Genomic DNA, 24,827 nt, shown 5'->3' with positions numbered 1-24,827 from the left:
AGTTTTGTGTCTAAATCAGATCTATAAACAGGGCCGCCAGGTAGAAGTAAATCAAGAGGCCGGTAATATCCTTGATGGTCGTGAGGATGGGACCGGCGCCCGCCGCCTGGTCAAAGTCCAGTTTGAACAAAATCCAGGGAATGAAAAAGCCCAAGGTGGCAGCTAAAGTGACGGTCAGGGCCAACGACAGTCCGACGACCAGGCCAATTCTGGGATCTCCCTGCCAGATGGCGGCAATCAGTGCAGTAAAAAAGCCGACAATGATGCCAATTGTAATTCCCCGCAGTACTTCCCGGCGCAGGGCAATGCCGAATTCATTGGGGCGCACATGGCCTAGCACCAGGCCCCGGGTAAAAATTGTGGTGGATTGGGTGCCGACATTGCCGCCCATGTCCATGACGATGGGAATAAAGAAGGCCAGGGCAACTACAGTTTCCAGCGCCTCTTCAAAGCGGCTGATTACCAAACCGGCCAGCAGGCCGCCAATCAAGGTGATGGCGAGAAAGGGCAGACGCACCGAGAGCACCTGGAAGATGCTGCCTCCAATCAGTTTCTGGCTGAGATTTTCCTCCCGCTTCTGGAGGGTGAGCAACCCCCCGGTTTCCAACAAGTCTTCGGTGGCCTCCTCTTGCATGATGTCCAGCGCCCGGTCAAATTCCAGCACACCCACCAGACGGTTTTCCGAGTCGACAACTGGTAGGCTGACCAGGTCAAATTTACGTAGGATGTTGACGGCGTCTTCCTGGTCGGTGTCGGCGGTGACGAACACGACATCATCATCCATGAGATCGCCAATCTTTGCTGCCGGGTCGGCGACCACCAGGTCACGCAGGGTGACAACGCCTTCCAGCACCCGGTGCTTGTCGGTGACCCACATGTCCAGGAGCATTTCCCGGTCCGGTTTCAGGCGGCGGATCCGCTCTAAAGCTGTCGCCACCGTATCGTCCTGGCGCAGGCGCAGGTAGTGGGGCGACATGACCCGGCCGGCAGTGCCGGGCTGGAAGCCCATGAGAATAGCCGCGGCGTCCCGGTCCTCCCGGGGAATCGCCTTCAAAAGTTCCTTGGCCACCTTCGCCGGCAATTCGTCCAGCAGGCGAACCTGGTCCGAGGAATCGATGCCGGAAACCATTTCAAGGACCTCTGTATCGGTAAAAGCCTCCAGCAGCTGGGATTGGCTGGTGGGGTCCATCAATTCAAAGACTTCGAGAGCTGTGTCTTTGGTCAGAAACCGGAACAGCACCACCTGTTGTTGGGGTGAAAACTCTTCCAGCAGCTCCAGAAGTTCCTGAAAACCCAAGTCTTCGTTAAGCAGATCTTTAAGTTCTGCCCACTGGTGGTTGGTAAGGAGTTGGTTGATTCTTTCGGTCATGGCCATTTCCTCCTTTATCTCTATTATACTGTCCTAAATATTGCACTAAAAACATCCGGAAAGAGCATCGCCGTGGACTGAAGACAACCACCCCCTGACAATAAAAAAATCCCCATAAGGGGATACGTGTACAATCATACAGAAACACGACCCCCTTGTTGAGCTTTGGCTCTTGCATGCATAGAGCTTAGCGCTCAGCTGCCTTAGATCCCACCTTAAGCCGATGGGGCCTGCTCTACCCGTTGGCGTCTCTCGACATTTCCGGGCAGCAGCCTATCTCATGCAAGTAACCTCACCTAACGAAGTGTCTGTGAATATATTGTTACCATACTCACTGTATCAAAAACCGAACATTAGGTCAACACTAATCGACCCCTGTCCGCTTCTTGCACTTGCAATTGGTCTGCAGCATAGATATAATAGCGATGACAACCACATAATTCGGCTTCAGGTGCCCCGTATGGGGAGAATAGGGAACCGGGTGAGAGTCCCGGGCGGTCCCGCCACTGTAACCGGAGAGGTTGCTTCAGATGCCACTGTGAAAAACGGGAAGGCAGAAGCAACCGCTTGATCCGGAAGCCAGGAGACCTGCCTGATGTCTGGAAGTACTGGTTCCTTCGGGAGAAAGGGGGTACTTGGATGTTGATTAATTTACGGGCAGCGCCAGGTTAACCCTGACTTTGGAAGTCAGGGTTTTTTGCTGCAATTGGACAATTCATTGTGGAGGCAAAGCTAATGAAAAAACAGATTATCTTGGTATGCATGTTGGTATTTACACTGGCGCTGAGCGGTTGTTCACTGTTTCGCACGGAGCCGGTTTCCGGGACTATGGAGCTGACCGATGATTTTGACCGGGAAATTACACTGGAGCAGCCGGCAGAGCGAATTATCTCCCTGGCTCCGGCGACAACCGAAATTCTCTTTGCCCTGGGTGTGGGCGAGCGGATTGTCGGCGCCACCGAATATTGTAATTACCCGGAGGCGGCCCTGGATATCCCCCGGATGGGTGCTTTTGACGAGCCCAATCTGGAATTGATGCTCTCCAAGGAGCCGGATTTGGTGCTGGCCGCCAGTTTGCACAAGGAGACTGTGGAGGCGCTGGAAGATTTGGATGTCCCGGTGCTGGCTTTGGATCCGGATACCTTTGAGGAGATATATGCTAACATCCGCCTGCTGGCCAAGGCGACAGGCACTGAAGCTAAAGGCGAAGAATTGATTGCCGATATGGAGGCCCGCCTGGAGGCTGTTGTTGAAACTTTTGTCGATGTGGCGGAGGAAGAAAAACCGGTTGTCTATTATGAGGTATGGTATCCCGAGCCGATGACCGCTGGCCAGGAGACCTTCATCGATATCATGATCAATTTGGCCGGGGGGCGCAACCTGGCCCACGATATGGAACGTTACCCGACCATCAGCGAGGAGATATTGTTCGAGCGCAATCCGGCCCTGATTGTCCACGGCCATTCTGAGGCTACGGTTCAGGACTTCGCGGAGCGCACCGGTTGGACTGTAATCGAGGCAGTGCAAACCGGCAATATTCACTATGTGGATCAGGATGTCTTCAACCGTCCGGGACCGCGGATGGTGGAGGCCGTCGAAACCATGGCGAAAATGATTCATCCGGAACGGTACGAGTAAATGCGCCGGGGGAGGTTGAACCGGGCAGGGATTTTCATTAGCTTGACGGTAGCCTGTTTGCTGGTGATTATCTTCAGCATCGCCGTCGGCGCAGTGAAAATTCCCGTGGGCGCAATTGTAAAAACCTTAAGTGGCCAGGGCGAGACAATTCAAGATTACTGGCAGACAATTATCCTGCAGCTGCGCCTGCCCCGGGTTCTGCTTGCCCTGCAGGTGGGCATGGCTCTGGCCCTGGCGGGCAGCACCATGCAGGGGCTGTTTAAAAATCCTCTGGCCGATCCATACGTGTTGGGAGTTTCCTCCGGTGGCGCTGTCGGCGCCGCCGGGGCAATGCTCCTGGGCTTGGGCTGGAGCGGATTTGGCGCGGTGGCTGTGCCGCTGTTCGCCTTCGCCGGGGCCCTGCTTTCCTTGCTTTTGGTCTATTGGCTGGCCAAGAGCGGCGGCCGCCTGCCAGTGTTCAATCTCCTGTTGGCGGGAGTGGCGGTGAGTATTTTCCTGGGCGCAATTGTATCGATGCTGATGTATTTCAGCGGTGAGCAATTGCAGCAGGTTGTGTTTTGGATGATGGGCGGCTTTGGCGGCCGCACCTGGTTCCATGTGGTGGCAATTCTGCCCTACGTCCTCCTGGGCTCGGGCGTCATCTTTTGGCACGGCCGGGAGTTGGATGCCCTGGCCCTGGGTGAAGAGCAGGCCTACTATATGGGCGTGGACGTGGAGCGGATTAAGCGCCGCCTGCTTTGGTCGGCCTCGCTGCTGGCGGCCAGTGCCGTTGCCGTCAGCGGCCTGATTGGCTTTGTAGGCCTGGTGGTGCCCCACGCCATGCGGATTCTGGGCGGCCCCAATCACCGCTATCTGTTGCCGGCGGCGGCCCTGGCCGGGGCAGTGTTCCTGGCCGGCGCCGATATCGTCGCCCGGGTGCTGATTGCGCCGGAGGTCCTGCCGGTGGGCCTGGTGACAGCGTTAATCGGCGGACCGTTTTTCCTCTATTTGCTCAAGAACAGGAGGGTGAACTGATGGACGCTTTGTTGGCCATGGAGCATGTTGAATTCCGCCATAATGGTTCTTTTGCGCTCCAGGACATGAATTTGACAGTGCCCCCAGGAGATTTCCTCGGAATCATCGGCCCCAACGGTTCGGGCAAGTCTACCGCCCTGCGCTTGTTGGCGGGCTACCTGCGACCCCAGAAAGGCCGCGTGTTGTTGGCCAATAAGGACATCAGCAAGCTCTCCCGCAATCAGGTGGCGAAGCAAGTGGCCGTGGTGTCCCAAGGGACTGCCACCGATTTTGAGTTCACCGTCGAGGAAGTGGTGCGCATGGGGCGCCTGCCCTACCTGAAGCGCTGGCAGACCGAGGCCCCCGGCGATTCGGAGATTGTCGAGGAGGCGCTGGCGACCACCGGCATTGCCCCTTTCCGGCACCGGCAGCTGGCCCGCCTCAGCGGCGGTGAAGCCCAGCGGGTGCTGCTGGCCCAGGCCCTGGCCCAGCAACCCAAGGTGCTGCTCTTGGATGAGCCCACCACCTATCTGGACATGGCCCACCAGCAGGAGTTTTTTAACCTAATGGCCCGGCTCAACAGCCAGGGCGTGACGATTGTTGCGGTGCTTCATGACCTCAACCTGGCGGCCCTCTATTGCCGGCGATTGGTGGCGATGAAGGCGGGAAGGGTTATGACCACCGGCGATGTAGATACGGTGATCACAGCCGCCAACATCCGGGCGCTGTATGGCTGCCCGGTGGAGGTCTTCCGCCATCCTCGGCGGGATAAACCCCAGGTTTCGATGCTGCCAGCGGACACCCGCCTGGCGTAAGAAAAAAACAAGCAGGTTGGCCCTTGATGGCTAATCTGCTTGTTTTTTTTCTGAGCTGGCAAATCTACCTGTCGATGGTATTGACCAATCTCTCATCAGCGTAGAAATCTGCCCGGGTTAACCAAGCAGTATGCACCGGGTTATCCGCCCGCACTGCATGGACAAAGAATCCGGATTTAACCTCTAGTTCGACAACCTCCATACTATCTGTATCTCTTGGTTGAAAATTTACAACCACATCTGTGACCTCGTCATTGGTAGTGAATCCATAATACAGTGACCACTCTCCAGAATGCATAACACCGGTGGCGCTGTAGCCTTTTTCTCGCCCAACCGGGTGTATGGCGCCAGTAGCTACCAGTTCACAGCCCAAGAGCAGAAGTTAAGATGGTGTTCAATGTTCGCATTTCCGGGTCTCAGTTTTCTTTAACTTCGGTGAGGGTAATCCTTGCTGTAGGTTGTCAAACTTCTTCGCTTGCAGATACGTTAATCGGGAGAAATAAGATCGCAGTTAAAGATAAACGCAACTACCCTGCTCTGGATTTGGCCACGGCTTAAACCAACTGCTCTTGAAACGTCAGCATAAGCATCTCAGGATTATCCAGGTACATCATGACAGTTTGAAGTTTTACATCAAGAGAATGTCTAGTCAATTTTAACCCCTCCCTGTCCCAGTTTACCATTAATAAACTGTCAACATAGAGGGGTTCAGACCACTGTCCCTTGTCCAGAATGTAAGGCAATTACTTGAACGGAAAGGCAGGGGGAAAATCACATTTCGGCCATCAGCAAGAAATAGGGGCCCAGATTGATACGTTATCGAGATAGATCCCTTCTTGGTCTGCATCGGAGCTTCCCTGAATTAAAAGTATATGCTGGATATCATTACCAAAGACGCCAACGTTCGCTTCCCATCCTGCCCCATTATTGTCAAAGCGCTCTCCGTCTATTTCAATGTAATTATAGCGGTTGTTAGCTACATCCAATTCGTAACTTATCCGATACCACTGGCCAAAAACCAAAGGATCGGATACAAAAACTGGATCAGGCGGGCTGCCGGAAAAAAGGGCAACACGCAATTCACCATTGCCGTTGGTTGCAAGCACAAATCTCCCTGCACGGGCCCGGCCTATATTTACTTCGGCATGAATACCCGGATCTAAAGATTCTGTCTGTACCGTCCGAATATCAAAAGTGAGAATTATCGGTGTGGGGAACTCCAAACCAACTGTCGTACTGTTGAATTCTCTACTGGCTTGATCAATGACCATTGATGGTGGACTGTTTGCCGCAAAGGGATTATCAAAGTAAAGTAGCTGAAAGCCAAATCGATCAATGGGAGTGTTGGCACGAATACCTTCGTCATCAATATTTACTACAAAAGCAAAACCATCTGTTGCCCCAGCCCAGGGGCCGTCATTGGCGCCAGGACCTACATCTCCCAAGGGGTAGTCTTCAAAGTTATCAAAAAACGGTTGGTCGATCATTGAAATTGGCAGAATTGTAATAGAACATATTGTGTTGCATAAAATCACCTGCAGATTATTGTTTTCCATTAGAAGTTCAATTTCATTGTTATTTACCGACACCAACTCTCCTGTAAAACTATTACAGAGTGTCTCTACTATTAAATCATGTCCAATACAGTCATTTAACCGTTCTGGACACTGAACACCAATCATCCTAACACCTCCCAAATAAACTATGAGGGCAGCCAGATTATTTCTGTGCTAAAAAAGCGGCATATTCCAAAGGGCGGAAATATACGGTCTTGATTAACCTTTGATTATCTAGTTGCTCAAACAAATTTTTCATCGGCTTTCCATTTACTTCAAGAAGCCAAAGTTTGTTTCTATAATCAATGCAAAAATCTATACCAATTTCGCCTAAATGACCGAGCTTTTTGTCCAGCAATTTAGCTGCTTCAATACTGCTGGCATCGACAGCCGCTATTAATTCTGGTGTAAACTGCCCAGACTCCTGCAAGGTTTCTGTTACCGGCCTTATTTCTTGGCAGACGTTGGTTATATAAAAGTTTTTTACTGCAATTCTAGATAATTTTCCGGTAACAACCCAGTTTCCATGTTTGTTTTTTTGAACAAGGACCCGAATGTCAAATAATCGCCCATCAATTTCTGCAAGCTTAATTTTTTGTTGGATAATGTATTTTTTGCCCTGCATTAGGCTATCTAGTTTATTTAACAACTCCCCTTGATCAGTAAATACCAAATTCGCTGTGGTGGTTTGCCTATATATAAAAAACTTGTCATTGTTACTTTCAATACAGTAAATGTTTCTACCAAAACAACCGTAACGCGGTTTGATAATAATATGATGGTAGTGATCAAGCATATCAAACAAATTCTCTTTATTATAAAGCTGTGTACCCGGTAGTTTTGCCTGTAGCGAATTGCTACTTAGAGCGTTGTTAATTTGCCATTTATCTAGATGGGTAACTTTATTAAAAATCTTTTGCCAGCCGATGCTTCTTTCTAAGCTTTTCATGGCTCCGGTCTGCTTCTTATTGTATAAACGGTTATACACCGCATCCGGAAACGGAAACACAGCTCGCTTCCATTCTTCGTTCACAAAATACAGACCAGAGATTGTTTCTTTTGACCAGTTAATACCAGCTGGGCTAAAGCAGAAAACCATGGCTCCTAGCGAACTAGATAAAAAATAGGGTTTTGGCCTTACCCTAAGATTATTGACTAGCAGCCCAATTAGTAGTTGATTTAGTATAACAATCCCTCCTCTTGTGGAGAGTATTTTTAACAGCGGTATGACCTGAATTATTCAATAAAGTTGCCAGCTACTATTACTTCAAAAGAACATATATAGCAACAAAGAACAAGGATTATTATTGGACCAAATTCCTCGGAAACAGCACTCAGTTCAATATAGTCATCTGCTACTTCTACCAATGTCCCGGTTTTGGCATCACCACACATGGTCTCAACAGTTATTTCCTGGCCAATAAAATCAGTAAGGCGTTCTGGACACTGACAAGATCTAATTCCCATTCATATCCCTCCATCTATACTTTCTCAAACTGTTATCTATACAGCTTACGAAAATAAACCTGGCCATGCTACAAATATGCATTGTGTATTTATCATGACCACTAACTAAGAAGCCGCCGATAAGAAAATTCGGACGAGGGGACAGGCCCCTCGTACGGGATGCATGAACCCTGAAGCTACCAGTTGACGGCCAGCGTAAAAAACAAATTGCCTCCCTGCACAGATTTTTCATTGCTTTAATTGAGTAGCTTATGGTGTAGTTTTACTTTTATGCTAACGTGCCTCCCCATCCGGACAAGGGACCTGCCCCCCTGTCCGGGGTGTTGAGTTCACTGTTGAGGAAGTGGTGCGCATGGGACGCCTGCCCTGCCTGAAGCGCTGGCAGACCGAGGCCCCCGGCGATTGGTGGCGATGAAGGCGGGAAGGGTTATGACCACCGGCGATGTAGATACGGTGATTACAGCCGCCAACATCCGGGCGCTGTATGGCTGCGAGGTGGAGATCTTCCGCCATCCCCGGCGGGATAAACCCCAGGTCTCGATGCTGCCGGCCGACACCCGGCTGGCGTAAGAAAAAACAAGCAGGTTGGCCCTTGATGGCTAATCTGCTTGTTTTGGTTCAGGGTTTAGTTAAACCTGAAATGTATAAGGAGACGAAGCTTTAAGTAAGCTATCAACTCCATTAGGAAGATAAGGCATTAGTTCGTTAGCCTTCTGTATGTCTACCCATTCTATTTCTGTAATTTCCTCCGTGTCTTTAATTGAGATTTCTCCCCCAATGATTTTTGCTTTAAAAGTTATAAATAATACGTGATGTCCCTTCTCTTTAAAGATTGCTTCATTGACAGCGACAATTTCATCAGCTTCAATTGTTAAGTTTGTTTCTTCCATAACCTCTCGGATAACTGCGTGTTCTAAAGTTTCCCCTTGTTCCACTGCACCGCCAGGAAGCGACCAATCTCCACCTTTGTTATTAACCATAAGGATTTTCTTTTTATCCTCGTTGTAAATTAACGCATATACTGCATCCACTCTAATCATCTCATACTCACCTCCTGACTTACTTACTACCCAGCTTATACGCTGCAAAGTGCACTGCCTCCCTTAGCGTGCAATCTGATTATAATAATCTAGGAAGAATTGACATTCGTTGACGTCAGCGCCTCGATTCCGCACCGGGCTATAATCGGCGCTGCCTCGTTAAGTTCTGCGGCCTGTCCCTATTCTTCGTAATCTGTGCAGTCAAATCGGATGCGGGATCTGTTCCCTCTAATGCCATTCAGGAAACAAGATAATGTCAATCGACTGGACCTTTTGTTTGCCCAGGACCTTATAGGTAACATCTACTCGGTTCATCTGCCCCAGTTCGTCCCAAAAGCCAGTATCAAATTTGAATACCACTTTTGCCCGTTTGTCATCCATGGTATGGTCCACTGGCGTCACCAGGTTTACCACTTCACTGTCCTGGGGGAAGGGGTCCGGGGCCAGAACCAGTGAGCCTACAGTATCGATATAGACAGCGATTAGATCGTCAGAATGGGGTTGAGAATTGGAGTATACCTCTATTTTTTCAAGCGTGGGGTTGAGCATCCCGTCCCATACTAAATCATGACCTAAATAATATACCTGATTATCTGTGAAATCATTGTTGCCAAACCAGGGTCGTGACCTTGTGAGACTTAAACTGCCTTCCTGAAGTTTGTCAACCACCGGGGAGCTGAATACCAGCGTAAGGACGGCAATTGCAAGAATGGACACAAATAGTAAGAGGTATATTTTTCTCTGCATCATGCACCTCCTCTCTTGGGATGATCCTCAAGTTGAAGGCTGGTTGGTCACCTGTCGATGGTATTGACCAATCTGTCCTCCGCGTAGAAATCTGCCCGGGTTAACCAAGCAGCACGTTGCAAAGTAATTCGGACAGGGGGACAGGTCCCTCGTCCGAGATGCATGAACCCTGAAACCTCTAGTTACACGGCCAGCGTAAAAAACAAATTACCTGCCTTGCACAGTTTTTTTATTGCTTTAATTAAGTAGCTATGGTGTAGTTTTACTTGTACTAAGCGCCTCTCGAACCGGACAAGGGACCTGTCCCCCTGTCCGAGGATGTAGCTTTATGCGTTTTTTAGTAGGATGGTAGGGCTGATTTTTCGAACCTTGCCGATGGCGATTAAGCAGGCGGCAAATCCGATGAAGCTAACTAGTGGAAGAGCAAATAGAATTAACGTTGAGTAAATTTGAACCAGCTGTTGGAAAGGGAAGGCCAGGGCAGATTGCAGGGAAAGTGCGATACCAGAAACAATAAATGCGCTTAGAATACTAAGCGAGTAGGCGAGAAGCGTAATCATCAATATCTCTGCCAGAAGGACTCGAAAAATGATTGCATTTCGGTAACCGATTGCTTTTAGTAGGGCAATCATTTTTCTTTGCTGACGAATCTTATTGGAAATCGTCACTACATAGAGACTGATTAGAAGCACTGTAATAATCAGGATAATGACAGTCAGAAGCTCTAAAGCCTGGTTGTAGAGTCTGGCTGTCGTTGGATTCATGTCAGATTCGATGGCTGAGGCAGTAAGTCCGGGTAGATTATTAATCGCGTTCAGCGTTTCATCTCTGTGACTGGAGTGGGTAATGACCACAGTAAACAGGCCTGAATCTTCGGATGGTGTGTCAAGGGATAAGGCCTGCATGTTCGCCAGCGGGAGCCAAATTTCATTCACAGGTCGGTCAAGTTCCCGGTCGTATATCCCTGCTACTTTCACTGATTTTTCACCATCAGGATGGGCTATTTTAAGTTCCCGACCGATATAATCCCCCGCGTCAATCGTCGTGTAACCGACGCCATACTCTAATGGAATAAACAATGGGTCTGGAAGCAAGGCGGTTTTGTCAGAAACTAAGCTGTCGCCTTCAGCGACTGCGGGAAAGTGATCGGGAGAACCGGAAACCAATACACATTCGAAGTCAGGAAGGTTGCCGTTTATCTTTGCGGCGGCGCTGATATCGTGCACAAATGGATATGCATATTTAATATTTTCCAGCGTGTTTAAATCCCTGAGGACCCCATGTTCCGGGTTCTGGGGGCTTAAGACGGCGTAGTCAGCACTGACAATTAGCTCACGATTAGTAATGTTCTCGTCAATATAGTCAGATTTAATCTGTATGGCAACGAAGTAAAAAGTAAGGGTTATTAGTAAACCGCTGATTGTGACAACAAACATTACAACAAACAGGGCATTTTTTAACTTGCCCCGGGCGAGATTGTTCCGGGCAAGGCTGAAAATATCTGCGGGCTTCATTGTCACCTCTCCTATCGCGGTGCGTATTGTCCTATTGCTCTCTTAAAGCAGAGGACGGTGGTATTTTCAAGGCTTTATCAAGGGCAAAGAGGTAGCCGACAATGGGGACACCGATTGCTGCCAGCGAGGCAAATAATAAACCATTGCCACTGACTTGCGCTAGTAATACAGATAGTGTTTGCGAATCCGCCCAATGATTTGAAAGGTAGCGCAGTACCGGAGCTGCTGTTCCCACTGACATACAGAAGGCCGCAACGCCCAGCAGCACTGTTTCCACAAGCATAATAAGGGCAACATTTCCATCTTGATAGCCTATCGCCTTCAACATCCCGATTTCTGAAGTCCTTTCTTTCACGGCATTAACCGAGGCGGCAATAATATTAATGAACGCAACTATCGCCGCCAGCAGTGAAAGCCCAGCGCCGATACCCACAATCGTAACTGCGAAACTGGTGTTTGTAAATGCGATTGGCCGGGCATTAAAGCCGACTGCGCGAATTTCAGACTGAAGTGCCATCAGGTTCTCGTTACTGTCAGCCACCACCTGCACAGAATTGGTGTCGGAAGGAAGGTACTGGTCGTGATTACCTAAAGATGCAAGGGTTATTTGCCCAACGTCCTCATAAGAGATGTAAATAATGTTTTCATGGTCCAAGAGGTTGTCTGAATCGTAGACTCCAATCACCTGAAAACTATAAGTATGCTTTTGGCCACGGCTGATATTTTCCATATCTGAATAGTCGTGTTCATAGTACTCCACTGTAATTGTTTCACCTAGAAGGGTTTCTCCATCAATATATCCACCTGTAGCTTCGGCTGGAACTGAGGTGGGAATGAATTTACTGGGAATCACCCCAGTGTTACTTGAGCCGCCCAGGCCACTGCCCGATATAACTGGCGGATGAGTGTGTTCATTGGCACCGATAAAGGTAATGCGCCCGTTATATCCTTGTGCCTGGTCCTCCAGCGTTGGAATCTGACCGCCGGTTCGGCTGCTGCCGGGCGGGACTGTTGCGACTACATTCGGTAGGGTCTCTAGGGTAGCTAAAACCGAATCTGCGTCAAATTGGTTTGGATTATAATCAACTGCCAGCGTTCTGGTTGAAACGCTCAACATGGTCATGTTAACAAATTTGCTTAAGCCTGCCGACAAAGAAAAGGTGAGGATCACTAGTACCAGCATGGACACCAGGAAGAGCAGATTAAAGAGCACCGAAATTTTGCGACGCGACAAATTAATTGCTGCTAGTCGGAAATAGTGCTTAGCCTTCACGAGACAACACTCCATCCTGCATGAGAAAGACTTCATCCGCATAATGCCTGACCGCTTCGTTATGGCTGACAACCATAACGCACTTATTGTTTTCGAGACTAATCCGTTTTAGAAGTTCTAAAATTTTAGTTTCGTTTTCTGTGTCTAAGTTGCCAGTTGGCTCGTCAGCAAAGATACAGCTCGGAGCGTTGGCGAGAGCTCTCGCCAGGGCGACTCGCTGCTGTTCTCCGCCAGAAAGTTGTCGGGGAAAGTTGTCGGCCCTTTGTGTCAAGCCGACTGTTGCCAGCAACTGTTCAGCACGCTCTTTTTTGTCAGCGATCTCAGGGTTTATATACATTGGCAGCATTACGTTTTCATAAGCCTTCATTTTTTCGTTCAAATAGTAAGACTGAAATACGAAGCCAAATTTCTGCATTCTTAACCGGGCCTTGTCAGCTTCATTAAGAGTTTTTGTGTCTACATTGTCCACGAATAACTGACCTGAGGAAAAATCGTCGAGGAGGCCAAGGATTTGCAGTAAGGTTGTTTTTCCGGCCCCTGAGCGCCCCATTATTAGATAAAAGCGGCCGGGATGAAGCTCAAGCGAAACATCTTTAACCGCTGTATAGCCATTTGGATAGGTTTTGGTTAGTTCATGCGTTGAGATATGCGCTTGTCCCAAGGTATTTCACTCCTAACTAATTAAGGTATGACGTAAGTCTGAGCATCCCCTGAAATCGCATCACTTTTGGCAAAATAACCAAACTTGTAACATTCTAAGCATAGCAAATTGATAGAAATTTTTGGCAAACTTCCGGTGAAAAGTGTATTTTCCCTGGTAATAACTCTCCTCGGTTAGGAGCAATAGAAAAATAAAGGGACATAACGAATGCTTCTTTCCGTTAGACGTAAATCATCACCTCGCCAAGGGAGCATTTTTTGTAATCTGTGGGTTAACCGGACAAGGGACCTGTCCCCCTGTCCGGCTTGTCATTATTCCCTGGGCAATGAAATTGTAGTGGAGAACCCCTCTCCTTCAGGCCCATCAGGTGTGAAAAAAACATGCACCGAGCGGCTGTTTCGCCTGACAAGAAACACAAGCTGATGGTGAATTGCTTCGCCTGGCTGAACAAGTTCAGAGATTATCGCTTTGTTGGGCTCGTCATATATTCGGTCTGGTGTTCCTGCAGTAGGGGAAACATGGAACATATCATTACGGACATAGCTACTGTCTTCCCCGTTATTTATTATGGTGAGATCAATCGCCCAAATAACACTAGGAACCCAACTCCTGTTTTCGTATCCGGGTAACCGGCTTCCGTCAGTAGTCAACGTATCAAAACTTACCTCCCACTCATTGGCAGATAAGTGCTGGCTCAAAGAAAATTCCTGCTCCGGGTATGGTTTTGTCAAATGCGCCACGAGATTATAACCGGAGTAGATTATAAAGGCAATCAAGATTGCGAATAAGATACGTTTAAGATATCTTCTCATAAATAACTCCCACTCCCATCATTAACCCTTGAATTTCCATTTCCTTCTTAATCTATTCAACATTTTCCTTACATTTCCTTCCTGTTCTTGTTTGCTGTTAATCCCGGAATGCAAACAACCCCCGCGTGGGCGGGGGTTGTTTACGTATAGGATTACTTGGCGCTTTGCTTTTCCAATTCAATGACCCGATTGGCCAGGTTGGCGATGAATCCCAGTTGGATGGCGATACCGCCGCCGATGAAGGGGATTATCATCGCTACAGACTCCGGAGCGATAAAGAATAGGGCAAGAATCACACTGGCCCAGACGACAGCGCTGGCGAAAATGGTCATAGAAGCCAATTTCTTCATTCCATCCTCCTTGTTACAATGCTTCTTACTTGTGTCTGCCTGCTAGACAGGTCACTTGTTTGTAGATGTATTATATACAAGTTTTGGTCGGAATTGCTGCCGGTAAAGGAAGTGTAAACGAACTGTAGAGCTGTGTAATAATCTTTTTACACCCGTGTAACCATCAGGTTGCCCGACTCATAGCGTTTGAGGCCGGCGTGGAACAACCAGCAGGCCAGGGAGAGCAAGAGCGCCGTTGCCGCCAGGAGCACGCCCAGGCGTAGCCAGCTGAATTCCCGGAGTAGAGTCAGGGGCAGATGGGTGACAAAGCCAGCGGGAATGATGGTAAAGAGCATGAAGCGGATGCCGCCGGAAAAAATCGCTTCCGGGTAGGTGGAGAACATCACCACCGAATCCCTGACCAGTGAGGCCAGGCCCTGACTATAGCCCCAGAAGAAGCTGAGGCAGCCGGCGCTGGTCCAAAAGGCGGTGAGCACTAGGGCCCCGCAGCAGAGTAGCGCCAGGAAGAGGGCGACTGAAGCCAGGTCGAAATTCAGGGCGATGGGTGCGAGCATCAAGGCGAAGGCCAAATCGCCGGCGGCCGAGACCTGGAGCCGGGAAGTGAGCACATTGAACAGTGGGTTGATGGGCAAAAGCAGGTAGTAATCCAGCTCTCCCCGGGCGATAATTTCCCCTAGTCGGGTGCTGTTGCCGGCAAGCATGGCGGCGATCCCAAAGGAGCCGGAAACCAGGCTGTAGAGCAGGAGAATGTCGGACATGTCCCAGCCTGGCAGGGCGAATTGGCTGAAAAACACCCACCAGAAGAAAAGCAGGAACAAATTGTTTAGCATCATAAACAGCACCTGGCTCCAAAAACTGAACCGGTATTCCATGGCCGAGGCGAGATTGAGCTTGAAGTTCAGAAGCAAGAGATCCGAGTACTTTCTAACCGCCGTGAACATTGAGCTTTTTCACCCCCCGGCTGAAGATATACTGGCTGAGCATCACCGTTAGGCTAAGCCAGAGGATTTGACGGCTTAAGAGTGTTACAAACAAGTCCGGCTGCCAGTCCACGAGGATTTTGGCCGGCGCGTAGAGCACCAGGTTGAAGGGCAGGATGCCGGCAAGGGTTTGTAGCCAGTCGGGGAAGAACTCCAGGGGCACAAACATGCCGCCGACGGTGAAGAGCAGCTTGCCGTTGATCCAGTGGAAGGGCTGGCTCTCCTCCACCCAAAAGGCGCTGAGGGAGATCAGCATGCTGAGGAAAAAGCGCAGAGAGATTGCCATAACCAGCATGATGGCAAAGCCCGGCAGGGCGGCCAGGGCAAAGGCGGGCGGCCCCACCAGAATCAGGGCGGTCACTGTGCCGATGGTGGCATTGACCACAAGCAGGCCCAGGGTTTCGCCCCAGTAGCGGCCGAACATGAAGAACGGGTAATTATACGGCCGGTTGATCAAATAGGCGATGTCGCCGGATTTAATCTCGTTGTCGATGCCCAGCATCACCCCTGAGGGGGTGGAAAGCATGATCGTTTCGGTGAGCACCAAGTACCAGATCAATTGATTGCGGCTCAAGCCCGCGAGGGTGTCGCTGGCCGTGGCCTGCCAAAGCTGGTTGAAGATCAAGAGCACAACTACGAAGAAGAGGCTGCGGCCCAGAAGGTCCCAGGCGTAGACCAGCTGATTGGTAAGGCTGATCCGGGCCACGTGCAGGTACTTAGCAGCCCGGGCCATCGCCTTCACCCTCCTGATAGATCCGTTCAATAACCTCTTCCAAAGGCGGATCGGTGATATTGATATCTGGCAGACTGGCCCGCTGCATCAACTGACTGATTACCGTTTCCACCGCGGTGCAGCTGGTGTCCACCTGGAGTTTGATGCCGTGTTCCCGGTTTTTGAGCACTTCGACGCCGTTCATCTGGAACTCGGGCACAGGCGTGGCCAGGCGGGCGCTGACAATTTTGGTCCTGAGGTAGCGCCGTTTAAGCTCCGTGACCGAGGTGTCGAGGATGATCTGGCCGTGGTTGATGACCAGCACCCGCTTGCAGATTTTCTCGATATCGCCGGCATCGTGGGAGGTCAAAAACACACTGGTTCCCGCCAGGGAATTGAGTCGGGAGATGAGGGCGCGGATCCGGCCCCTGGCTACCACATCCAAGCCGATGGTCGGCTCGTCCAGAAGCAGGATCTTTGGTCCGTGGAGCAGGCAGGCGGCAATTTCGCAGCGCATACGCTGGCCCAGGGAGAGTTTGCGCACCGGTGTATTCAGGAGCTCAGTGAGCTCAAAGAGGTCAATCAGCTCCGCCAGGCGGTCGGTGTAGGTGCGGTATGGCACCTCATAGATTTTGGCCAGGAGGTCGAAGCTGTCCCGGGGCGGCAGGTGAAACCAGAGCTGGGACTTCTGGCCAAAGACGGCGCCGATATGCTTGGCCAGCTGTTGCCGCTGCTGCCAAGGCGTGAGGCCAAGCACCCGTGCCTCGCCACCGCTGGGATGGAGAATACCGGTGAGCATTTTTATCGTCGTCGACTTGCCGGCGCCGTTGGGGCCGATGAAGGCTAGGGGTTGCCCCTCCGCCACCGCAAAGGAAATGCCCTTCACTGCCGGTACATCCCGGTAATTGGCCTTGACAAGGGCGCGCAGGCTGCCGCCCAAGCCCGGGTCTTTAAGCTTCACCCGGAAGTCCTTGCGTAGATTCTCAACAGTCACTATATCCATAATTTTCACCCCCTGATTTCTCCTGTTTTACCACAGCGCCCCAGGGCTGTCAAGGCAGGAACCGGCCAGACTTTGCCGAAATGTATAAGTTATGGTACTTTATTGGCAGGGGGGAACTGAAATGCTGGACATGTTACACTATCCGGACATTGAAAGTTTGACAGAAGCCAATTATAAATGTACTGCTTGTTCGCTGCGGGCGGGCTGCAAGCAGGTGGTTGTGGCCCGGGGCACGCCCGGGGCACGGGTGATGCTGGTGGGCGAGGGGCCGGGCGGCGACGAAGACCGCTTGGGCGAACCATTTGTCGGCAAAGCTGGCCAGCTGCTGGATAAAATACTCGCCGCAGCCGAACTGCCGCCGGAGGATGTCTACATAACCAATGTGGTCAAATGCCGACCACCCAACAACCGGCTGCCCAAGCCAGATGAAGTCAAGAGTTGCCTGCCCTGGCTGGAACGGCAACTGGAGCTAGTCGATCCGGAGATTCTCGTCTGCCTGGGCGCGCTGGCGGGCCGCACCCTGATTGACCCGAAACTGCGTATCACCAAGGATCGGGGCCAGTGGCGCCAACTGGGCCGGGCGGCGATTATTGCCACCTTTCATCCCGCCTACCTGCTCCGGGACCCGCGACAAAAGCGCCCGGTGTGGATAGACTTTCAAAACATCCGCGACCGTTATCGTGAGCTGAGGAAGGAGTAGTTTTTGTGTTGGAAATTGTCCTTGTCCATCCGCAGATTCCCCAAAACGCCGGGAATATCGGGCGGACCTGTGTTTCTGTGGGCGCTCGCCTGCATTTAGTGGAACCCTTGGGGTTTTCACTGGCTGATAAATATATGAAGCGGGCCGGCCTGGATTATTGGCAGCATCTGGACTGGGAGCTGCATAAAAGTTGGGATGAGTTTCGGGACATGTTCCCGGAACGTCCGCTCTATTGTTTTTCCACCAAGGGAACGCGCTGGCACACGGCAGTTGCATATCCCGAGGACGCCATGCTGCTCTTTGGCAGCGAAACCACGGGTCTGCCCCCGGAAGTGTTGGCGGCGGGCGAGGTCATCCGGCTACCGATGCGCCCCGACAATCGTTCGTTGAACCTGGGGAATACCGTGGCCGTGGCCGCTTATGAGTGGCTGCGCCAATGGCAGTATCCCGGGTTGGTTTAGATGGAAAGGAGCAGATTTGATGCGTGAATATCGCACTGTGGCGAGCCCGGCCGAGGCCGAGATTGTAATCAAAAAGTCTCGGTTCATCGCCCAGGTCAGTCCGGTGGCTGACGAAGCGGAGGCGGCAGAATTTATTGCCGCTATCCGCAAAAAACATGTGAATGCGGCCCACAACTGTCATGCGTACATAGTCGATAACATCACCCAGCGTTCCAGCGATGACGGCGAGCCCTCGGGGACTGCCGGGCGCCCGATGCTGGAAGTGTTGCGCAAAGAAAATTTGGAGCACACCGCTGTAGTCGTCACCCGTTATTTCGGGGGGATTCTCCTGGGGGGCGGCGGTCTGATTCGTGCCTACTCCCAGGCGACCAAAGCGGGACTTGATGCCGCCGGCATGGGCAGGCAGCTGCTGTTTCAAAGGTTGACAGCGGTGATTGATTACACCGCGTACGGAAAGCTGGAAAACCAGTTGCGGGAACGGAAACTGACTGTTTTGGACACTGCCTTTACTGATGTAGTTCGTGTGGAACTGGGGATTGCTGTGGGGGAAATTGAGCAGCTGGCAGCCTGGCTCACTGACTTTTGCAACGGTCAGCTGGAACTGATTCGCGGCGAAGAATATTATAATTTTGTGAGGGGTATCTAATACATGAATAATAAAAAACCAATTATGTTTGATCTTGATGGTACGTTGTTTCAGGTGCACCTGATTTCGTTGCCGGCTATGCGCCAGGGGTTTGAGACCCTGCGGGAGCGCGGTCTTTGGCCAGAGGTTCCCGATGATGAAAAAATCAAGGGTGTCTACGGGATGACCGACAAGGAAATTTGGGATTATCTTCTGCCCGGGGCCGAGCCCGAGGTCAAGAAGCTTGCCCGGGAAATCATTGAGGATAATGAGCTAAGGAATATCGATTTGGATGCCGGCAAACTCTTTGACGGAGCAGCAGAAACGTTGGCCACTTTGGCCGCGGGGGGACACCAATTGTTTGTAGTCTCCAACGGCGGCGAGGATTATGTCAAATCCGTCTGTCGTCATCACGGCCTGGCCCCGTATCTAACCGGTATTTACAGCGCCGGCGAATACAAGACGGAAACCAAGGTGCAATTGCTGGCGGCCGCCGTCCGGGAGCATAAGCTGTCGCCGGGCTGGATGGTGGGTGACCGGGATTCGGATATCACCGCCGCCCGGGGCAATGGATTTGTGCCCGTGGCCTGTACTTATGGCTATGGTAGCCCGGAGGAACACAGCGACGCCGCGTATATTATTGAGAATATCTCGGAAATCCTGACAATTGTTGAAGGGAGCTAATAATGATAAAATTTGGACCAGCGGGCAACTCCCAAAGCTTTTATGACGCGGGTTATAAATCATCGTTGGATGTGCCGGAATTCCTGGCTGCCCAGGGCCTGAATGCCTATGAATATCAATGTGGGCGCGGTGTGCGGGTTAAGGAGGACTTCTGCCGGCAGTTGGCGGCAAAGGCCAGCGAAAATCAGGTCGCCCTCAGTTTGCATGCACCCTATTTCATCAATCTCGCCACCAAAGAAGCCAAGGTAATGGAGAGCTCGCTGAATCATATTCGCAAATCCCTGGTGGCGGCTGCTGCGATGGAAGCGAGTCGGATTGTCGTGCATCCCGGTTCGGTGGCCAAGGATAGTACCCGTAAAGAGGCATTGCACCGGGCGGAGAAACTACTGGGTCGCGTGGTGGAGGAATTGCTGCCCGACTACCCCGGAATTTATTTATGCCTGGAAACAATGGGCAAGCTGAACCAATTGGGTGATTTGGAAGAGGTACTGTATTTATGTACGCTGGACAATCAATTCATTCCCACCATAGACTTTGGCCATCTCCATACCCGCGGGCTTGGCAAAGTGAATAGCGGTGAGGAATTTGAAGCGGTGCTGGACCAGATTGACAGCGCCCTGGGGGCAGAAGTGGTGCAAAACCTGCATGTTCATTTCAGTCCCATCGAATACGGCGCCAAGGGGGAAATTCGCCACCGGACCATGGCTGAAACCGAGTATGGACCCCATTTTGAACCCCTGGCGGAAATAATTGTCCGGGACAAACTGACGCCGGTGATTATCAGTGAATCTGCAGGTACCCAGACAGAAGATGCATTAACGATGAAAGCACTATATACAAAAGCACAGGAGGCGAAGGCATGAAATATAAGGGGATATTTTTTGATTTAGACGGAACATTGCTGGCACTGGATATGGATCGGTTTTTGGAGCAATACCTCAGAGGTCTGACAGGAAAGGTGGCCCGACATGTGCCTCCGGAGCATTTTGTCAAATCCCTGATGGCTGCTACCAAAGATATGCAAACCAATGATGGCCGGGGCACCAATGAGCAGGTGTTCGCACAAAGCTTCTTTGCCAAAGTTGATTCTCAGCCCGAACAACTGATGCCGCTGTTTGACGATTTTTATGCCAATGAATACAAAGCCTTGGGCGATGGCATCGAGCCCTTACCTTCGGCCCGGAAAGCGGTGGAACTGGCCCTACAGCATGGTGCTAAGGTGGTAGTAGCCACCAATCCACTGTTTCCGCGTATCGCTGTCGAGACCCGCTTGCACTGGGCGGGGCTGGCGGATATGCCCTTTGATCACATTACTAGTTACGAAAACAGCAGCTTTTGTAAACCGAATCCAGCCTACTACCAAGAGATTCTCGACAAATTTAACCTGCAGGGCAAAGATTGCCTGATGGTGGGCAATGACCCCTTGGAGGACCTGGCCGCTTCTGAGCTGGATTTTGACACCTTTTTGTTGGAAGACCATATGATTGAGCGCAACAGCAAATATCAGCCAACATGGCGGGGAAGTTGGGACCAGCTCCTAGAAATTTTAGAATAGAATTTGACAAACGCCCTTAAAAGGTGTATCTTAATAGTAATTGTTACTGAAAGGAGGGCCGGATGTGACAAAGATACGTAATACTAAACAGCGTCAGCTGATTTTGGATTTGTTGAAAGGCACAACCGCCCACCCATCAGCCGACTGGCTCTATCAACGTGTCAGGGAGACAATGCCCAATGTTTCTTTGGGTACAGTCTACAGAAACCTTGGCATCCTTAAACAGCAGGGGATTATACAGGAACTCCGGCATGCTGGCAGTCAGTGTCGGTATGACGGCAACCCCGAACCACATTATCACTTCTTTTGTGACCAGTGCGACCAGGTTGAGGACATAGAGGGTCCCAATTGCATGGATCTTCTCGCCAATATCCAGTCATGCATGCCCAGTCATACTATTGAGGGGCATCGTCTGGAGGTCTACGGATGTTGTCCCAGCTGCACCCGAAAAAACTTAGAGGAGGAAGATTAATGGCTGTTTTTGTCTGTAAAGAATGCAATGCCGAGCGGGAAGGACGTTGCAAGCCCCGTAAATGCGCCGAGTGTGGCGCCGCCAATTCATTTGAAAAAAAGGAATAATCTATCCCTGACCCCGGTTGGGGTCGTTTTTTTATTCCGACTCTGACTTAACATTCTTTGCTTGCAGGGATTTAACTCCGTTTATTGAATACTAATCAGAAGCGAAAAAGCTCTTTCTAATTAAGGGAGTGGTGTAAGGAATGGTTATAGATCTCAGGAGCGACACTGTGACCGAACCTACTGACGCAATGCGGGCTGCCATGGCTGCTGCGCCGGTGGGCGATGATGTCTATCAGGAGGATAAAACTCTGCAACGCTTAGAAGCCCGGGGCGCGGAAATCCTGGGCAAGGAAGCAGGACTGTTTGTGCCCAGCGGTACCATGGTCAATTTGATTGCTGTGCTTGCGGTTTGTGAGCGCGGTGATGAAATCATCATGGAGTCCCAGATGCATATGTTCTGGTACGAGGTGGCGGGGATTGCCGCCCTAGCCGGGGTGCAAATTCATCCTATCCCCGGGGTAAACGGTACGCCTGCGGCTGCGGATTTGCGTCAGGCAATTCGCGCCCGGGACATTCACTTTCCCGTCAGTCGCATGTTCTGTTTGGAGAACAGCCATAACCGGGGTGGCGGCACCTGTGTCAGCAAAGAAGATATGGACAAACTGTCGGCAATTGCCCGGGAGGCTGGACTCTGGGTGCACGTGGACGGGGCACGGATATTTAACGCCGCCACGGCTCTGAATGTCGAGCCGGATGCGCTGGTGGCTGGGGCCGACTCGGTGATGTTCTGCCTGTCTAAAGGGTTGGCGGCACCGGTGGGCTCTTTGTTGGTTGGTCCGGCGGAGTTTATCGAGAAGGCGCGCCGCGCCCGCAAGATGGTGGGCGGCGGCATGCGTCAGGCCGGGGTGCTGGCGGCAGCAGGCCTGATTGCTTTCGATGAAATGCGTTTGCGCCTGGATGAAGACCAGCAGACAGCGGCCCAATTGGCCAGGGGGCTGGCGGAGTTGGGCGCTGAAATCGACATGGATACTGTCCAGACCAACATCGTGCGCTTCAATATTTCTGGTTCGGCGGAGACATTTGTAGCCGCCCTGAAAGAACGGGGTGTGTTGGCCAATGCCACCGGTGAGCGGAGCGTGCGGATGGTCACCCATTATCAAATTAGTTCAGACCAGATTGACACGGTTCTCAACAACACTCGGGAGCTTCTGTAGGAGGGAGTCAAAATGAAAAAGTTACTAATCATTGCCGTTCTGGCCCTGGCGATTCTTGCCGGCTGCGGCAGCACTGCTGAGCTACCGGAAATAAGACAGGATGCCCTCAGCGAGGTATTTATATTTCAATCTGATTTAGATGCGGACACAACTTATATTGAGTCGGAAGCGGTACACCAACAATTGGTATCCTGGTATGAAGAGTCCCGGCGCCCCCAGGAATTGAACGAAACCCTGCCTGGGAGCTATTTTCAAGATGACCGAGCCTTCAACATTTTGGTTATGAAAATGGGGGATGAGGAGCGCCTGGTGCTTTACGCCCTGTACACCCGGGACAGGGATGCTGTGCTCTACATGGAGCACTTCCTGGGCGAAGGGCCGGAAGCAAGGCGTAAATCCTATCAGACCAGCTCCCAAAGGTTATTCAATTTTATTGTGGAGCTTCGGGAGTTGACCGGCGATGGTCCGGTTGGCGAAGATATGATTGCCGATTTGGCCGCTGATATTGAAGCCCGATACAGCAATTAAGGTGACTGACGGCCAGTGGAGAGATGCCACTGGCCGCTTTTATTCGCGTTGTTTAGGTATGGGGATGTGCATGGTTTGAACTGAGAGACACTGAAACGTCCCCGTTGGCAGGGAAGGAGGCGAAAAAATATCAGATTAAACGGTATTGACACGGCCAGGGGAGTGGCAATCATCATGATGGTAATGATTCATGCCACCAACCGCTTTCAATTGGCTGTTACTGCCCGGGAAGGACTGGAGGCCGCTTACTTTGGACTGTATCAGTTTTTTCAGGGCCGGGGCGCGGGCCTGTTTTTGGTCCTGGCCGGGGTCGGTTGGTCGCTCCAGGTTGGTCGCCGGTCCGACTTTCCCCGGCTCAGATTGGAGCTATTGCGTCGGGGCCTGACCTTAATTCTCTGCGGTTTGGTCTATCGGATTTATTATTCCGGGGACATTTTGCATATCATGGGGATTATGACCGTCCTGGCAATTCCGCTCCTGAAAGTCCGTTCTCGCTATCTGCTGCTCTTGGCCGCAGCTTTGGTTGTGGCCGTGCCGGTGGTGTATGGTCTTACGGATTATGATTCCTTTTGGACCACAAAACGGGCTCTGGTGGCCGCCGGTTTCGACGAATTTCCCCGCACCTCGTATACGATCACCTATGTGAACTCTGTTTTTTGGTCACCGCTTGGATTCATCCAGCACACTTTGTATAATGGGATGTATCCGCTGATTCCCAAGTTTGGACTGGTGCTTTTGGGCATGACCCTTGGGCGCTTAAACCTCACCAGTACCCGGGTGCTCAAGCGCCTTTTGGCCGGTGCGGTCCTGGTCCTGCCCGTTACCCTGCTAATTCCAGCGTTCACAGATTCGATGTGGCTGGAAATTGATATCCTGCCCCATACGCCGCTATACATGGTATCTACCGCAGCTTCATCGGCCCTGATTATTGCCGTTTGTCAGCTTCTGTCCCAACACTGGGGCCGGGGCTTGGGCCGGGTCGGAAGAATGGCGCTGACAGTTTATATCTCCCACACAGTTTTTCTTGCACTCCTGGTTCCCGGTGTTCATACACTGTGGCCCGCCGCCGGTCCCCTGCTCTATCCCTTCTGGCTACCAGCTGTTGTTACAATCCTTTACATGCTGCTGGCTTCGGGCTTCAGTAACTGGTTCTACCGCTATTACAAAAAAGGCCCGCTGGAGTGCCTGTTGCGAATTGCCGCCAAGTGGAAGTGGGAGTCCAACAGAAAGGCAGCTGCCTGACAAACAGCCAGTGGGAAACATCCCCGCTGGCTGTCGTATTTTTTGACAAGCTGTCATAGGTTAGCAAAAAGGGGGTTCGGGAGTTGGCATTTATTTATGGGTTGGGGATTGCAATTGTTATTTTGATGACTGCAGTTGCGCTCTATATTTTGCCGTCGCCCTTTGCCGGCGGTGTTCGGGGTTGGTTTAGTTTACTCTGGTATTTATGCGCATTGGCAGCGGCGCTGGGCTACTGGCATAAACTGGATAAGGCGCAGGCCAGGGCGCGCAGCCAGGCGCTTTTGCGCCGGCTTTCCCGCTCCCGGCAGCATAAAAAACTGCCGGTTCGAGACAGGCAGCATGGCGTCTGATATGCTATAATTAAATACA

At 51.2% G+C, this 24,827-nt stretch carries 29 protein-coding genes and 1 riboswitch; of the genes, 15 read left to right on the top strand and 14 right to left on the bottom strand.

All coding sequences use genetic code 11. The annotated features are described in order from the left end of the window. Window positions 1-10: 10 nt before the first annotated feature. Entirely contained in the window at window positions 11-1,375 is a 1,365-nt protein-coding gene (mgtE, locus tag FH749_11695; GenBank protein ID MTI96126.1) for a magnesium transporter, read from the bottom strand. Window positions 1,376-1,801: 426 nt separating this feature from the next. Further along, window positions 1,802-1,980: riboswitch (cobalamin riboswitch) on the top strand. Between the two features lie 124 nt (window positions 1,981-2,104). On the opposite strand from mgtE, the gene FH749_11690 reads away from it, so the two are divergent. Genes FH749_11690 through FH749_11680 form a run of 3 tightly spaced genes read left to right on the top strand, consistent with a single transcriptional unit; the run spans window position 2,105 to window position 4,815 of the window. After that, window positions 2,105-3,007 carry an ABC transporter substrate-binding protein gene (locus tag FH749_11690; GenBank protein MTI96125.1) on the top strand — a complete coding sequence of 301 codons (903 nt, stop codon included), beginning with the start codon at window positions 2,105-2,107 and terminating at the stop codon, window positions 3,005-3,007. Beyond that, the gene (locus FH749_11685) at window positions 3,008-4,021 is read left to right on the top strand and encodes an iron chelate uptake ABC transporter family permease subunit (protein ID MTI96124.1); all 1,014 of its coding nucleotides are present in this window, start codon (window positions 3,008-3,010) and stop codon (window positions 4,019-4,021) included. Next, window positions 4,021-4,815: a heme ABC transporter ATP-binding protein gene (locus FH749_11680; GenBank protein ID MTI96123.1), complete on the top strand. Its 795-nt coding sequence runs from the start codon at window positions 4,021-4,023 to the stop codon at window positions 4,813-4,815. The genes FH749_11685 and FH749_11680 overlap by 1 nt, the downstream gene beginning before the upstream one ends. 785 nt (window positions 4,816-5,600) lie before the next feature. On the opposite strand, the gene FH749_11675 is transcribed toward FH749_11680, so the two are convergent. The 13 genes from FH749_11675 to FH749_11615 form a co-directional block, all read right to left on the bottom strand. After that, window positions 5,601-6,497: a hypothetical protein gene (locus FH749_11675; GenBank protein ID MTI96122.1), complete on the bottom strand. Its 897-nt coding sequence runs from the start codon at window positions 6,495-6,497 to the stop codon at window positions 5,601-5,603. 37 nt (window positions 6,498-6,534) lie between these two features. Continuing rightward, the gene (locus tag FH749_11670; GenBank protein MTI96121.1) at window positions 6,535-7,470 is read right to left on the bottom strand and encodes a YheC/YheD family protein; all 936 of its coding nucleotides are present in this window, start codon (window positions 7,468-7,470) and stop codon (window positions 6,535-6,537) included. A gap of 137 nt (window positions 7,471-7,607) precedes the next feature. Then, window positions 7,608-7,838 (bottom strand): hypothetical protein, encoded by a 231-nt coding sequence (locus tag FH749_11665; protein MTI96120.1) that lies wholly within the window; start codon window positions 7,836-7,838, stop codon window positions 7,608-7,610. A gap of 629 nt (window positions 7,839-8,467) precedes the next feature. Further along, the gene (locus tag FH749_11660) at window positions 8,468-8,878 is read right to left on the bottom strand and encodes an NUDIX hydrolase (protein MTI96119.1); all 411 of its coding nucleotides are present in this window, start codon (window positions 8,876-8,878) and stop codon (window positions 8,468-8,470) included. Between the two features lie 228 nt (window positions 8,879-9,106). Continuing rightward, the gene (locus tag FH749_11655) at window positions 9,107-9,625 is read right to left on the bottom strand and encodes a hypothetical protein (protein MTI96118.1); all 519 of its coding nucleotides are present in this window, start codon (window positions 9,623-9,625) and stop codon (window positions 9,107-9,109) included. Between the two features lie 326 nt (window positions 9,626-9,951). Continuing rightward, window positions 9,952-11,139: an ABC transporter permease gene (locus tag FH749_11650; protein MTI96117.1), complete on the bottom strand. Its 1,188-nt coding sequence runs from the start codon at window positions 11,137-11,139 to the stop codon at window positions 9,952-9,954. Window positions 11,140-11,170: 31 nt separating this feature from the next. Further along, a complete protein-coding gene (locus tag FH749_11645) occupies window positions 11,171-12,454 on the bottom strand; it encodes an FtsX-like permease family protein (GenBank protein ID MTI96116.1) in 1,284 nt (427 codons plus the stop codon). After that, complete coding sequence (locus tag FH749_11640; protein ID MTI96115.1) at window positions 12,402-13,058, bottom strand: ABC transporter ATP-binding protein; 657 nt, start codon at window positions 13,056-13,058, stop codon at window positions 12,402-12,404. The genes FH749_11645 and FH749_11640 overlap by 53 nt, the downstream gene beginning before the upstream one ends. Before the next feature lie 326 nt (window positions 13,059-13,384). Next, on the bottom strand, window positions 13,385-13,885 hold the full coding sequence (locus FH749_11635; protein MTI96114.1) for a hypothetical protein: 501 nt from the start codon (window positions 13,883-13,885) through the stop codon (window positions 13,385-13,387). 152 nt (window positions 13,886-14,037) lie between these two features. Continuing rightward, window positions 14,038-14,235, bottom strand: coding sequence for a hypothetical protein (locus tag FH749_11630; protein ID MTI96113.1), 198 nt, complete (start codon window positions 14,233-14,235; stop codon window positions 14,038-14,040). 146 nt (window positions 14,236-14,381) lie between these two features. Beyond that, a complete protein-coding gene (locus tag FH749_11625) occupies window positions 14,382-15,176 on the bottom strand; it encodes a hypothetical protein (GenBank protein ID MTI96112.1) in 795 nt (264 codons plus the stop codon). Then, a complete protein-coding gene (locus FH749_11620) occupies window positions 15,160-15,948 on the bottom strand; it encodes a hypothetical protein (protein MTI96111.1) in 789 nt (262 codons plus the stop codon). The genes FH749_11625 and FH749_11620 overlap by 17 nt, the downstream gene beginning before the upstream one ends. After that, entirely contained in the window at window positions 15,932-16,930 is a 999-nt protein-coding gene (locus FH749_11615; protein ID MTI96110.1) for an ABC transporter ATP-binding protein, read from the bottom strand. The genes FH749_11620 and FH749_11615 overlap by 17 nt, the downstream gene beginning before the upstream one ends. Window positions 16,931-17,051: 121 nt before the next feature. Between FH749_11615 and FH749_11610 the strand changes: the two genes are divergently transcribed. The 12 genes from FH749_11610 (at window position 17,052) to FH749_11555 (ending at window position 24,808) form a co-directional block, all read left to right on the top strand. Beyond that, window positions 17,052-17,630, top strand: coding sequence for a uracil-DNA glycosylase (locus FH749_11610; protein ID MTI96109.1), 579 nt, complete (start codon window positions 17,052-17,054; stop codon window positions 17,628-17,630). A gap of 5 nt (window positions 17,631-17,635) precedes the next feature. Next, entirely contained in the window at window positions 17,636-18,091 is a 456-nt protein-coding gene (locus FH749_11605; protein MTI96108.1) for a tRNA (cytidine(34)-2'-O)-methyltransferase, read from the top strand. A 19-nt stretch (window positions 18,092-18,110) separates the two neighbouring features. Further along, window positions 18,111-18,737, top strand: coding sequence for a YigZ family protein (locus FH749_11600; GenBank protein ID MTI96107.1), 627 nt, complete (start codon window positions 18,111-18,113; stop codon window positions 18,735-18,737). 3 nt (window positions 18,738-18,740) lie between these two features. Next, entirely contained in the window at window positions 18,741-19,400 is a 660-nt protein-coding gene (locus FH749_11595) for an HAD family hydrolase (GenBank protein MTI96106.1), read from the top strand. A gap of 2 nt (window positions 19,401-19,402) precedes the next feature. Then, window positions 19,403-20,263 (top strand): TIM barrel protein, encoded by an 861-nt coding sequence (locus FH749_11590; GenBank protein MTI96105.1) that lies wholly within the window; start codon window positions 19,403-19,405, stop codon window positions 20,261-20,263. After that, entirely contained in the window at window positions 20,260-20,955 is a 696-nt protein-coding gene (locus tag FH749_11585; protein MTI96104.1) for an HAD family hydrolase, read from the top strand. Before FH749_11590 ends, FH749_11585 begins: the two co-directional genes overlap by 4 nt. A 64-nt stretch (window positions 20,956-21,019) precedes the next feature. Then, a complete protein-coding gene (locus FH749_11580; GenBank protein MTI96103.1) occupies window positions 21,020-21,427 on the top strand; it encodes a transcriptional repressor in 408 nt (135 codons plus the stop codon). Continuing rightward, the gene (locus FH749_11575; protein ID MTI96102.1) at window positions 21,427-21,534 is read left to right on the top strand and encodes a rubredoxin; all 108 of its coding nucleotides are present in this window, start codon (window positions 21,427-21,429) and stop codon (window positions 21,532-21,534) included. Before FH749_11580 ends, FH749_11575 begins: the two co-directional genes overlap by 1 nt. 140 nt (window positions 21,535-21,674) lie before the next feature. After that, window positions 21,675-22,688, top strand: coding sequence for a low-specificity L-threonine aldolase (ltaE, locus tag FH749_11570; protein ID MTI96101.1), 1,014 nt, complete (start codon window positions 21,675-21,677; stop codon window positions 22,686-22,688). A gap of 12 nt (window positions 22,689-22,700) precedes the next feature. After that, window positions 22,701-23,216 carry a hypothetical protein gene (locus FH749_11565; GenBank protein ID MTI96100.1) on the top strand — a complete coding sequence of 172 codons (516 nt, stop codon included), beginning with the start codon at window positions 22,701-22,703 and terminating at the stop codon, window positions 23,214-23,216. A gap of 174 nt (window positions 23,217-23,390) precedes the next feature. Continuing rightward, the gene (locus tag FH749_11560) at window positions 23,391-24,458 is read left to right on the top strand and encodes a DUF418 domain-containing protein (GenBank protein ID MTI96099.1); all 1,068 of its coding nucleotides are present in this window, start codon (window positions 23,391-23,393) and stop codon (window positions 24,456-24,458) included. A gap of 83 nt (window positions 24,459-24,541) precedes the next feature. Next, entirely contained in the window at window positions 24,542-24,808 is a 267-nt protein-coding gene (locus FH749_11555; protein ID MTI96098.1) for a hypothetical protein, read from the top strand. Window positions 24,809-24,827: the final 19 nt, after the last annotated feature.

The organism is Bacillota bacterium (assembly GCA_009711825.1).
Taxonomy (GTDB): Bacteria; Bacillota; Proteinivoracia; order UBA4975; family VEMY01; genus VEMY01.
Note: the sequence above shows the minus strand (reverse complement) of the source record. Positions and strands in the feature narration are given on the sequence as shown.